The organism is Sinorhizobium alkalisoli (genome assembly GCF_008932245.1).
GTDB lineage: Bacteria > Pseudomonadota > Alphaproteobacteria > Rhizobiales > Rhizobiaceae > Sinorhizobium > Sinorhizobium alkalisoli.
In genome coordinates this window covers 1,143,845-1,156,057 of record NZ_CP034909.1, presented here as the reverse complement: position 1 = coordinate 1,156,057, position 12,213 = coordinate 1,143,845, and the positions used below count along the sequence as shown (strand labels likewise).

Here is a 12,213-nt window from a genome sequence, read left to right as displayed (position 1 = left end):
GTGGCCTTCGCGCCGCCCGATGTTGCGACGAAGGGGCGGCCCGTCGCCGCCCCTCCTCGTCACCCTGCGATATAGGCCTTGATCTCTTCGGTTTCGCGCTCCATGGCGCGAATGTGGTATTTGACCACGTCACCGATCGATATGATGCCGGCGAGACGCCCCCCCGTTTCCACGGGCAGATGGCGCGCGCGCAATTTGCTCATCATCTCCATGAGCGTCTGAACAGTCATCTCCTCACGGCAGCAATAGACATTCTCCCACATCACGGACGAAACCGGCTGGTCGAGACAGGGGGCACCGTATTTTGCAATCGCGGCGACGATGTCGCGTTCCGTGAGAATGCCGACGATACGGTCGTCCGGATCGAGAACGACCACGGCGCCGATGTGATTGTCGTGGAGAAAGGTCGCCGCTTCCTGCACCGTCACCTGCGGCGCGACGGTCACGACATTGCGGCCTTTTTCGTTAAGGATTGCTCGTACTGACATGCACACATCTCCCGTTACGATCATGCCGGGCAGACGGAAGAGGTCCTGACCGTATCGAGACGACGCACGCCTGCCCATCACGCAAAAGGTCGCGATGACATCCATGCAGCCGGCCGCAGGAATCCGTGCCTGTTTCCGACGCCGCGCAATTTCGCACCCTCCTGATCGAAATCGCACCGACACCCGGCCTTTCAGCGGCCACCGCACCATTGGCGCCAGCGACCGACACGAATGGTGCTCCGGCAGGCTCGGGAAATCAAGCCTGCCCAGGCTGCCTCGATGCACTTCGCAGGAGCAGGCCAACACGAAATTTTCGGCGTTGAAACAACCGATTATCCCAGTCCGTGTACTGGAAGCCGTCCGACCTCCGCCCATAGGGCAAATGCACGGCACGAAACTGCGGCTTTGTCGGTTTCGGCGCTACAACGACAGGACAGCAGCGGCTCAAAGCGCAAAGCGTCGCAACTGACTGAAAACTGGCCAACGGTGACCAAGTGGCGTAAAAATAAGAGAGGAATATCACGGGATTCCTGTATCCCGCTAGAGCGTCGCTCACAAGAAGGGCACGACGCGAGGAGGAGGACCATGAGTGGAACAAAACATGAACAATCTCGCCGCAGGCAGTCCCGCACGGGCAAGGACGCTCGGATCACCAGAAGGACCTTTGTCGCAGCCGGCAGCGCGCTCGGCGTAGCCGCGGCGGTCGCCCCCTGGGTCATTACGAGCGCCAGAGCCCAGGACAAGACCCTCAGAATTCTCCAATGGAGCCATTTCGTTCCCGCATACGACACCTGGTTCGATGCTTTTGCCAAGAAATGGGGGGAAGAGAACGGCGTTCAAGTGAGCGTGGATTACATCAACATTGCCGATCTTGCCGCGACGACAGCCTCCGAGATTTCGGCCGGCTCCGGCCACCACCTGATCGAACTTGGGCCGGAGGCCGCCCAGTTCGAGCCGAGCCTGATCGACATGGCGGATATCAACCAGGAGATGGCCAGCAAATACGGCAAGCCTTTCGGCGTTGCCGAGCGAGTGAGCTACAATCCAGTGACGAAGAAGCACTACGCCTTCTGCCACGGATGGACGATCGATCCCGGCGATTACCGGAAATCACTTTGGGAGAAGGCCGGCATGGCCGACGGACCGGTGACCTGGGAAGACCTTCTGACCGTCGGAGCGAGGATCAAGAACGAGCAAGGCGTGCAAGTCGGCATCGGCCTGTCGCAAGAGATCGATTCCAACATGGCGGCACGCGCCGTGCTGTGGTCTTTCGATACGTCGCTGCAGGACGAGAACGGTACCATTATCCTCGACCAGGGTGAGAATCTGAAACGCACCGTTGACGCGGTGAAGTACATGAAGGACCTGTATGACAACGCGCTGACGCCGGAGGTGTTCTCCTGGAACGCGGCCTCCAATAATCAGGCGCTGATTGCCGGCCGCGCTTCCTATATCCTGAATTCGATATCGGCCTATCGCTCGGCACAGGAAGCCCGGCCCGACATCGCCAAGGACATCTTCTTCACACCGGCTCTGAAGGGACCCGGCGGCACCGGCTGGGGCAACGTCCACGTACTTTACAACTACGTCATTCCCACTTTCGCCGGGGACAACGCCGACACGGCCAAGCAGTTCATCGCCCACCTGGTCGCGAACTATGACGAGGCCATGTATCAGAGCAAGCTCTATAATTCGCCGAGCTTCCCGGAAGCGCCGATCGCAAGCGGCCAGCGCAGCTATGCTACGGTGGCCGAAGCGAAGACCCTGAACGATCTCACAGCGGCCTGGTTCGACAACGATCCGTTCAAGCTGGAGGACGAGGCCGACGGCAAGCTCAGAGCGCTGAAATCCGCTGCCGAGTGGACGACGAATCTGGGCCATCCCGGCTACGCCAATCCGGCCATCGGGGAGGTCTTCAGTACCTTCGTGATCCCCAACATGATGGCCAATGTTGCGCGCGGGCAAATCGCGCCGGAAGAGGCGGTCAAGGATGCCGCCGCCCAGATCCGCAAGGTCTTCGAGGCGTGGCGCAACCGCGGACTGGTCCAGGGCGGCTGACCCGTGAAAGGCTGGCCCCCCGATAGGGAGTCCAGCTCGTTTGCGACCGCGGGACAGGAGAAAGGCATTGGCTACGCTCGAGACACGCGACCTTCATACCCACTTCGGTCAAGTCAGGGCGGTGGACGGCGTCGATCTCGACGTGAAAAACGGCGAGTTCATTGTCCTGCTTGGCGCATCCGGTTCCGGCAAGACAACCTTGATGCGGACGATCGCGGGCCTGGAGAAGCCCACATCCGGCGAGGTCTACATAGGCGGGCGGCTTGCAAACCGCCTGCCTCCAAAGACCCGCAACATTGCCATGGTCTTCCAGAGTTATGCCCTCTACCCCCACAAGACGGCATACAGGAACATCGCCTTCCCGCTACAGGCTTCGCACATGCCGGCGGACAAGATCCGCTCCCGCGTGACGTGGGCAGCCAATCTTTTGAGCATCAGCCACCTCCTTGACCGGAGGCCGCGGGCACTCTCCGGGGGGGAGCGCCAGCGCGTCGCTTTGGCACGGGCCCTGGTCAGGGAGCCGGCGATTTTTCTGATGGACGAACCGCTATCCAATCTCGACGCCAAGCTGCGGCATTCCGCACGCCGGGAACTGAAGCGCCTGCACCGGGAAACGGGCGTGACCACCATTTACGTGACGCACGACCAGGTCGAAGCCATGGGCCTCGGCGAGCGGGTGGCGGTGATGAATGCCGGCCGCATCGAGCAGATCGGCGCGCCGCTCGATATTTACCGCAACCCGGTCAACACCTTCGTGGCTCAGTTCATGGGGTCGCCGCCCATGAATCTCGTTCAGCGCAACGGAACGCTGATCGGTTTCCACGCGGAAGATTTTTTTCCACGCGGCCGGGGGCCAAACTCGGGAGACATGGAGCAGCTGACATTTCGCGTGGTCCAGGTCGAGGAACTCGGTAGCGAAGTCCTCGTGTACGGCTACGTCGCCGAGGACGAGAGAGAGCCGCCGCCGGAGGTGCTCGCGACACTGCCGACGGCACTGGTGAGCGGCTATATCGCCGAAGGAGCGGAATACCCCTTCGAGGTTCCGCGCCCGGCCATACGCCACTTCGACCCGGCGACGGGCCTGCGGAAGGACTGAATGATGGCGACAGAGATCCTGGAGGAATACGGAACGCGGCAGCGGCTGCTCGACTCCGACAGGCTGCTCGCCGGCGCCCTGATCGCACCCGCGATCATTTATATCGTGGCGTTGATGGGCGTGCCGTTTGTCCTTTCCATTTACTATAGCCTGAGCGACGTGACGACTGGCGGAACGGATGCCCCTTTCGTGGGGCTGGCGAATTTCCGGGCCCTGATCGGCGACCCGACCTTTCAGCAGACGCTCTACAACACTTTCCTCCTGTCCGGCATGACGCTCGTGGTCGTGCTTGTGCTCGGCACGATCCAGGCGGAACTCCTGATAAGGTCCTTCCGGGGCAAGTGGCTGGTGCGGTTCCTCATTCTGCTGCCGTGGACCGCACCGGTCTCGCTCAGTGTCATCGGATGGCTGTGGATGTTCGATTCCATCTTCAGCCCCATCGACTGGTCTCTTCGCGAGGCGGGACTGCTCGGGCAACCCGGCGCGCTGTTCGGCCCGACCACCAATCTCTACTGGCTGGGCAGCGGCGGACTGCCCATGGCATCCATCATCCTGGTGAATGTCTGGCGCATCCTGCCGCTCGGCACCGTGATCGTACTTGCCGGCCTCAATTCCATCCCCCGGGAAGTTGAGGAACAGGCGCTCATCGACGGGGCCGGCTATTTCCGACGCCTGTTTCAGATAACCTTGCCGATGATGCTGCCCATCTTCGGCATCGCTGTTCTTTTCACCTTCGTGTTCACCTTCACGGACATGGTGCTTGTCTACATTCTCACTCGCGGCGGACCTGCCAATTCCACCCACGTGTTGACCACCCTCGCCTTCTTCACCGGGGTGCAAGGCGGTTCGCTGGGACAGGGCGCAGCGGTTGCGCTTTTCATGTTCCCGGTGCTGACGGCATTGTCGGCAATCGTCCTGATGCTCATCCGCCGGCGGGAGGTTTGACGCATGGATGTCCGGGCGCAATCGACGCAGGCAGGCTGGCGCATGGCGGCCTATACGGGGATCGGGCTATTCACGCTGTTCTCGGCACTTCCCTTCTATGTGATGCTGATCACCGCCTTCAAGCGCGAATCGGACCTCTACGACCCGCAGAACAATCCGTTCTGGTTCACTGAGGCGCCGACCATGGCCAATCTCGATCTTCTGTTCGGAAACACCAAGTTCCTGACCTGGCTCCTCAACTCTTTTCTGGTTGGCGCCCTCGTCGTCATCATCACCCTGGTTCTGGTGATCCCCGCCGCCTATAGCCTTGCCCGGCTTGCCGGCCGTTGGGGCGAAACGCTCGGCATAGGTATCTTCCTCACCTATCTGGTCCCGCCGACGCTCTTGTTCTTGCCGTTCGCCAAGGTGATGGCCTTCCTCGGGCTGCAAAACTCGCTCTGGGCGCTGGTCGTCGCCTATCCGACCTTCACCGTGCCGTTTTGCACCTGGCTCATGCTCGGCTTTTTCAAGGCGATACCGAGGGACATCGAGGAGCAGGCGATGGTCGACGGGTATGGCCGGCTCGGAGCATTCGTCTACGCGGTTCTGCCGCTTGCCGTTCCGGGCATCCTCACGGTCGTCGTATTCGCTTTTACCCTGTCGACCAGCGAGTTCATCTATGCACTGGCTTTCGTGCAGAACTCCGTGCAGAAGACGGTGAGCATCGGCGTGCCCTCCGAACTGGTGCGGGGCGACGTATTCCGGTGGGGATCGCTGCTCGCCGGCGCCTTGATCGCCAGCATCCCGGTTTCGATCCTTTATACGCTCTTCATAGACCAGTTCGTGGCCGGGCTCACCGCACTCGCCAAGTGACCGCGCCAGAGCACCGCAGACAACGACCTCAGCGGCGCGGATCGAACCATCCGAACAGGAAGAAGCCGAACAGGAAGCCGCCAATATGCGCTTCCCAGGCGATGCTGCCTATGCCGCCCGCGGAAAACAGGCCGAGGGCGACCAGGAAATTGGTGAGAAACCAGATGCCGGTGAAGACCAGTGCCGAGCGATTGGCAAGCGTCTCGGTCAGGGAAAGGCGGCGGTTGAGATGCGCGAACTGGCGGCTGACGCGCCCGCTCGGCGAAAACACGAAACGCACCGCCGCGCCCATGAAGCCGGACACCACGCCGGAAGCGCCAACCACAATGACCATCTCCCCCCAATGGAAGACCACGTGCAGGGCAACAGCCGCTGCCGCCGAGAGACACCAGAACACGGCCAGCCGCGCGGGGCCGATGCGGCGTATAACGGGCGCGCCGAAGGCGACCATCCAGAAGATGTTGAAAATCAAGTGCTCCCAGCTCCCGTGGAGAAAGGAATAGGTCACGGGCGTCCACAGCCAGGCAAGTCCCTGGGCGTCGAGCGGGATCGTGTAGCGCGCCGGGAGAAAGGCAAAGTTGAGGATCACTTCCTCGTCCACCGCAGCCGACAGTACATAGGTCCGCAACGCGTGCACTGCGACGAGAAACAGAAGAATGCCGCTCAGGCTCGCCGGGAGATTGAAGGCAGGCTCGCGATGGCGCTCGGGCGCGCCCTCGGCATCCGCTTCGACCGGCGTTGCCGACTGATCTCTTTGCATGGCTTCTCTTCCTATCAAAACGCCGGCTGACCGGAGCAGCGGCGATGCGTCCGTCGGACGGCAGGCAAAGGCATAAGCAAAGGAAAAATGGCCGTCCAGAAAAAAAAGCTGGACGGCCTGCCCCAATCACCGGGCTCCAATCGATGTGCCGAAGCAACGCTTCGTGAAGTGATGGCCAAGCAATGCCAACGCAAGGCGAGACTTGCAATCGCAACCAGTCATTAACCTTAATTTCCACCTGGCATGAAAATCGCTCCGCTCTCTGCAGGGTCGCGCCCGAGGCGGTCGGCTGTATCGTTTTGAAACAGCACGCCTCCCACGTCATGAGGACATAAGGATATGCGCAGCAGAACGTCCGTTGACCTGTTTCGTTACTGGAACACCCTTCGGGGTGATCGCAATCTCCCCCGGCGCGATGAAATCTCGCCCGGCGACATCCGGTTGCTGCTGCCGGATGTCTTCATTCTGCAAAGACAGGTTAGCGGCCCCATTCGCTTCCGCCTCGCCGGCACCCGCATCTGCACGCTTTTCGGGAGCGAACTGCGTGATCAGCCGTTTTCGGCGCTCTGGGAGGAGAAGGAAATGACGGATCTTGACCGGGTTGCCGGGCGGGTGATGGCGCAATGCACGCCGATGCTTGTTTCTGCCTTCGGCAGGACGGCCGCTGGCGATGAGATCGAATTGGAACTGCTGCTTGCACCACTCGCCTCCGCGGACGGCAGGAATGACCGGGTGCTAGGAACCCTTTCGCCGCTTACCTGCCCGCGCTGGTTGCATTTGACGCCAATCACAGCACTCGCCACAAGCGGTCTCAGCGTTCTCCATCGCGATCACGATATGTCGCGCAAAGACGTAAACACTCCCCCTGCCGCCGCGAACATCGGCATCGAGGCCGGCCATGCCCGGGGTCGTGTGCTCAATCTGCGTGTGCTCGACGGCGGCCGCCGCGACTGAATCGATACAGAATTGATTCTGCGACGAACCTTCTATTAACCGGCAAGGCCTATCCTAACGCGTGTAGATACGTCGATTGCAGAGTGACCATGTTCTCGTTTCAGCACGCACAAAACGGCGGTACGAAACCACACCAGGAAAGCGCCTTCCAGCGCGTCTCGGTCAATCTTTCGGGACGGCTGATGCTTGCCAACCGCGATGAATATGATTGCACCGTCGTCGATATGTCGCCCGGCGACGTGCTCTTTTCAACGGCGGCGCGGCCGCGCGCCGGCGAGCGCATCATTGCCTATATCGATCATCTCGGACGGCTCGAAGGCACCGTTGCGAAACTTGCCGAGGATGCATTCGTCATCCAGCTCAACGCCACGGAACGCAAGCGCGAAAAGCTCGCGGCGCAACTCACCTGGATCGCCAACAAGCACGAACTCGGCCTCCCCGAGGACCGGCGCCACGACCGGCTTGCACCGCGCAAGACAGTGACGGAGCTTACGGTCGATACCGGCGAGAAATTCCGATGCCGGATCATCGACCTCTCCCTGTCCGGGGCCGCGGTCGATATCGAACTTCGCCCCGCCATCGGCACGCCCGTAAAGCTCGGCAGCCATATGCGGGGCCGAATCGTGCGCCATTTCCAGGAAGGCGTCGCCATCGAGTTCTCCGGCGTCCAGTCCCGCGAAGCTCTCACCGAATTCCTTTGACACGACCCGCTGCGAGCTGCGGCAAATGCGTCGGCCGAAAAATCGTCAACGATTTCCGGGAAAGCTCGATGCGCAGCTTCAAGAGTTACGGGACCGTTCGCGGCTGAAAAGACGCACGGTGCTGCTAAAGTGCGTGGGCAGCGATCTCCCTACCGACGCATCTGCTTGACCGACGATCATCATTGACGCGGCTTGTAGCGGTCCGTCATTCGGCAAGGAGAACGGTCTGTCGATCGGACCAGCCTCGCCCACGGCACAATCCCGTGCGTCGCGTCGACAGATACCGAAATTTCCGCGACCGGGCAGTTGGATACCTGTCCCACCGTGGCGCTGCGAAATCTCGTTCTGTATAATTACATGCACCAGAAAGAAATACCTTCTGGTAAACCGATCCTTACGGCATTCCCACTCCGGTACATTGAGACCGTAGACCCCGCAGGCCACCTCCTGATCCAGATCACGAGGGATCAGGACTCGAAGGACGGGCCACTTTTCCTTATTTTCCAAGCCATTGCAGGATGCATGCTAGCCCGCGCTGCGCAGGCGCGGCGAGATCAACTAAAATTTGAATCACATTCAACTCGAATGCAATTCAAATTTTATACTTGATTTATTCGAATAACTACTGAATTTGTACTTGTTTTTACCACCGAAATTCGCCGCCAATAAAAAACTCTGTGCCAATGTCGAACCACAACGGGGAGACAAACATGCACAAGATGATCACGAAGACGATCGCAGTTGCCGTGGCCGGCTTTCTGGCGGGCCCCGCCTTCGCCCTTCCGGCAAACATGGTCGTCGGCGGCGCGACCAATCCCCCCGTCGGCCACTACGAGTTCTGCAAGACCCATGCCACTGAGTGCGGGCCGCTCGGCCCCGATGATGGGCCGACCGTACTAACGCGCGCCGGATGGAAGGCCATTCTGGAAGTAAATCACGAGGTCAATCAGGCCATCATGCCATTGACGGACTTCGAGATCTACGGCGAGGAAGAAAGGTGGGGCTTTCCGGATGCAGTCGGCGACTGCGAGGACTACGTGCTCCTGAAACGCCGCAGGCTGATCGAGCGCGGCTTTTCCCCCGCTGATCTGCTGATCACCGTCGTGCTGCAGCCGAACGGCGACGGCCACGCTGTTCTGACCGTGCGTACCGACCGCGGCGACTTCATCCTCGATAACATGCGCAACAAGGTGCTCCGCTGGTCCGAGACCGAATACACCTTTCTCAAGCGGCAATCCTCGGAACATGCCGGCCGCTGGGTGAAACTTCAGGACGGCCGCACCGTTGCCGTCGGCAGCGTGCGCGCCGAATAGGTGATGCATTCGCCAACGCCGCCGGCGTCGGCGCCTCCGCCCGGGCTTCGGTCAAATCCTCGTCCCCTCGAGGCCAAGCCCACGGCCGGTTCCGATTGTCCCCGGAACCGGCCTCTCCTTTTTTGGCCGACGAGCCGCGCCGCGGATCTTCAATCAAAATTAACCCTATTCGAAGAACCTCGGAAGGCGATCTTTGCCGGAAGAATGACGCCATTCGGCCGAGCGAGAGTGATTTCAAGACCAGCCCCCCTACCGACGGCCCCTCATGAACACGCCGGAAGCCCACGAGCCGGAATTTCTGCCTCTTCTTTCGCCGCGCTTCGTATACAAGGTTGCCGGCGTCATTGCATTGCTGGCGGTACTGGCGCTTGCCGTTTCCTTCACCGGGCAACGGCTAGGAGAGAGTCTCGCGCTCGCCGGACACACATCGAGCCGGCAGACCTACGACATCTTCATAGGACAGGATCATTTGCGCCTGCCCGCCAACATTATCCGCTTCGAAAGCCAACGGGCGACGCGCATCGCGGAGCGTGTCGATCTCTACCTCACCTGGCCCGCGCTCGAAGGCTATAGTGACGAGACCCGGCACTTCTTCAACGATGTCAGCCACCCGGAGAAGCTGATCTTCCTCCAGATCGCGCAGAGCACAATGTCGCGCGACATGTCGGGCCGGCTTGACCCCATCTATCGCCATGTCCTCGAAGATGTAGCTCGCCCTGGCCCCGCCGGCCTCATGAGATATGAGGCCAAACCGAATTCCGGCTATGCGGGCGAGGTTTTCTTCACCGCCACCCGCCCCGGGCGTCCAGATTATGTGCTGCGTTGCCTCGTGCCTGAGAGCGAAACAGCGTCCTCCAGCGCCGATTGCCAGCGCGACGTCCACATCGGTAAGGATCTCACCGCTATCTATCGTTTCTCGGCGAGGTTGCTGCCCAAATGGCAAGCAATCGATGAATCGGTGGAGTCTTTCATTCAGGCTCGGCTCGTGCCGTGATTTTGTCGAAGAGTCGTGCTGGAGGCAAGCTGCCGGCCGAGAAGGCCAGCCGGTCCCGCTACCGAACAAACGGCCATCCCCCGCAAACCAATCATTCATCATAAACCGATTGGTAACGCTATCCCGCTAGAGTGCCGGGAACGGTCGTTTCAGGAAACGACGTCCGGACGGCACCCCCGAAATAAGAATGAAGAGCAGCGCAGTGTCTCAATCCGTTTTTCTTGATCGCGCGAAGCGTCCGTCAAGCGTTCTTGCAAAAGTCGTTGGGAGAATTATCCTTGCCGGCATACTTGCCGTTTCGGCACTCTCGACACCCGCCCTCGCCAACCCGAAATATGCCGGCATCGTCGTCGATGCCAAAACCGGCAAGGTGCTATACGGCGATTCGGCCGACGAGCTGCGTTATCCGGCTTCGCTGACAAAGATGATGACCCTTTATCTGACCTTCGAGGCGCTTGAAGCCGGGCGCATCAGCAAGTCCACGCCGGTGCCGTTCTCAAAGAATGCCGCGTCGGAGCCGCCATCGAAGCTGGGTGTCCGGGCCGGCCAATCGATCACTGTGGAACAGGCGATCCTGTCGCTCGTTACGCGCTCGGCCAACGACTCCGCAACAGCGCTGGGGGAACTTCTCGGTGGCTCCGAGCAGCGCTTCGCCCGCATGATGACGAACAAGGCGCGTGCACTCGGCATGACGCGTACGACCTACCGCAACGCGAACGGCCTGCCGAATTCGGAACAACGGACCACCGCGCGCGACCAGGCACGGCTCGGCCTCGCGCTCCGGCAGCATTTCCCGCAATATTACGACTATTTCTCGACACGCAGCTTCCGTTTCGGCAAGCAAACGATCGGAAACCACAATCGTCTGCTCGGCAATGTACGCGGCGTCGACGGCATCAAGACCGGTTACACGCGCGCCTCCGGCTTCAACCTGGTCACTTCGGCACAACTCGACGGACGCAGCATTGTCGCGGTCGTCATGGGCGGAACCTCCGGCGGCGCTCGTGACGCGCAGATGCGCAAACTGGTCGCCAAATACATGCCCGAGGCATCCCGTCGCGGCAGCGGCAACCTGATCGCACAGACGCCGGCGGCTCCGGTCGCCGTCGCGGAAACCGCCTCGCAAGCCGCCACGCTGGCTGCGACGGAATTGCCGCATACCGGCCCGGTTCCAGACTTCCGCTATAGCGGCGAAGCCGAGGGAAGCGTTGAGTTGGCCTATGCGGAAACAAGGCCTGCCTCCGACAATCCTGTCCTCTCCGGCAAGATCGCACCGAACACCCTGGACGCTCAAAGTGCCAAGCTCGCCCGGCAGCCCGCGACCTCCCGCGACGTCGACGCCCAGGTCACCAATTCGGTCGCGAAGTCCGGTGCGGCAGCCGAGGCCGAGGTGCGGGCTGAAGCAAAGGCGGTGCCGCAAGGCTGGGTAATTCAGATCGGCGCGACGCCGGACCGGGCGCAAGCCGTGACCCTGCTCGACAATGCCAAGGAAAAAGGCGGCAAACTTTTGCGCGATGCGACGCCCTTCACGGTCGCATTCGGCGATGGCTCGGCCCAGGTCTACCGCGCTCGCTTCGGTGGATTTGGCGACCAGGGCAAAGCGGTCAACGCATGCAAGTTCCTGAAAAAGAAGGGCTTTGCCTGCTGGGCGAGCCAACAGTAAGCGCATACGACATTGACGGCCGGATGCGTCTCTTCCGGCTGTTTCCTCGGATTTGTACATCGTAAACGAGGTCAGTCATGGCAATGAACGAGAATGCTCCGGGCATCCCCGTGGCACCCCGGAAAAAGACGAGGTCTTCGGGTCTTCGGCTGCATCCGCTGCACGAGGCAGCCATGCGCATCGCCGATGTCGGCCTCAACCGGTCAAAGGCAAAAACCCGAGACCTCGTCGGCCTGCTCCTGACCCATGGAGCGCGGGCCTGGCGCTCTACCCAACCGAAAGCGGAAATCCATCTGCACGTCACGGCACCTGGTCGCAACCGTCCCTTGAGAATACGGATAGGCTGACGCAAAAACGCCGGCCCCTCGATCTTCGGGGCGATATTGGCC

General features: G+C 60.9%; 12 protein-coding genes. 10 read left to right on the top strand and 2 right to left on the bottom strand.

From position 1 onward, the window contains the following. Positions 1-59: 59 nt before the first annotated feature. Positions 60-488, bottom strand: a complete 429-nt coding sequence (locus tag EKH55_RS05745) for a CBS domain-containing protein (protein ID WP_069457950.1) — start codon at positions 486-488, stop codon at positions 60-62. A 585-nt stretch (positions 489-1,073) separates the two neighbouring features. Between EKH55_RS05745 and EKH55_RS05740 the strand changes: the two genes are divergently transcribed. The 4 genes from EKH55_RS05740 (at position 1,074) to EKH55_RS05725 (ending at position 5,439) form a co-directional block, all read left to right on the top strand. Continuing rightward, positions 1,074-2,546, top strand: coding sequence for an ABC transporter substrate-binding protein (locus EKH55_RS05740; RefSeq protein WP_192803750.1), 1,473 nt, complete (start codon positions 1,074-1,076; stop codon positions 2,544-2,546). A 67-nt stretch (positions 2,547-2,613) separates the two neighbouring features. Then, complete coding sequence (locus EKH55_RS05735; RefSeq protein WP_151611143.1) at positions 2,614-3,642, top strand: ABC transporter ATP-binding protein; 1,029 nt, start codon at positions 2,614-2,616, stop codon at positions 3,640-3,642. After that, positions 3,643-4,587, top strand: coding sequence for a carbohydrate ABC transporter permease (locus EKH55_RS05730; protein ID WP_151611142.1), 945 nt, complete (start codon positions 3,643-3,645; stop codon positions 4,585-4,587). It begins immediately after the preceding gene. A 3-nt stretch (positions 4,588-4,590) separates the two neighbouring features. Next, complete coding sequence (locus EKH55_RS05725; RefSeq protein ID WP_151611141.1) at positions 4,591-5,439, top strand: carbohydrate ABC transporter permease; 849 nt, start codon at positions 4,591-4,593, stop codon at positions 5,437-5,439. Between the two features lie 28 nt (positions 5,440-5,467). On the opposite strand, the gene EKH55_RS05720 is transcribed toward EKH55_RS05725, so the two are convergent. Further along, positions 5,468-6,199 carry a rhomboid family intramembrane serine protease gene (locus EKH55_RS05720; protein WP_151611140.1) on the bottom strand — a complete coding sequence of 244 codons (732 nt, stop codon included), beginning with the start codon at positions 6,197-6,199 and terminating at the stop codon, positions 5,468-5,470. A gap of 339 nt (positions 6,200-6,538) precedes the next feature. On the opposite strand from EKH55_RS05720, the gene EKH55_RS05715 reads away from it, so the two are divergent. The 6 genes from EKH55_RS05715 (at position 6,539) to EKH55_RS05690 (ending at position 12,171) form a co-directional block, all read left to right on the top strand. After that, a complete protein-coding gene (locus EKH55_RS05715; RefSeq protein ID WP_151611139.1) occupies positions 6,539-7,153 on the top strand; it encodes a PAS domain-containing protein in 615 nt (204 codons plus the stop codon). 89 nt (positions 7,154-7,242) lie between these two features. Continuing rightward, positions 7,243-7,854, top strand: coding sequence for a PilZ domain-containing protein (locus EKH55_RS05710; RefSeq protein ID WP_069457895.1), 612 nt, complete (start codon positions 7,243-7,245; stop codon positions 7,852-7,854). A gap of 710 nt (positions 7,855-8,564) precedes the next feature. Then, complete coding sequence (locus EKH55_RS05705; protein WP_069457897.1) at positions 8,565-9,167, top strand: transglutaminase-like cysteine peptidase; 603 nt, start codon at positions 8,565-8,567, stop codon at positions 9,165-9,167. Between the two features lie 265 nt (positions 9,168-9,432). Then, positions 9,433-10,161 carry a hypothetical protein gene (locus EKH55_RS05700; protein WP_069457898.1) on the top strand — a complete coding sequence of 243 codons (729 nt, stop codon included), beginning with the start codon at positions 9,433-9,435 and terminating at the stop codon, positions 10,159-10,161. A 181-nt stretch (positions 10,162-10,342) separates the two neighbouring features. Next, a complete protein-coding gene (locus EKH55_RS05695; RefSeq protein WP_069457899.1) occupies positions 10,343-11,824 on the top strand; it encodes a D-alanyl-D-alanine carboxypeptidase in 1,482 nt (493 codons plus the stop codon). A 77-nt stretch (positions 11,825-11,901) separates the two neighbouring features. Beyond that, on the top strand, positions 11,902-12,171 hold the full coding sequence (locus tag EKH55_RS05690) for a hypothetical protein (protein ID WP_069457900.1): 270 nt from the start codon (positions 11,902-11,904) through the stop codon (positions 12,169-12,171). Positions 12,172-12,213 lie beyond the last annotated feature (42 nt).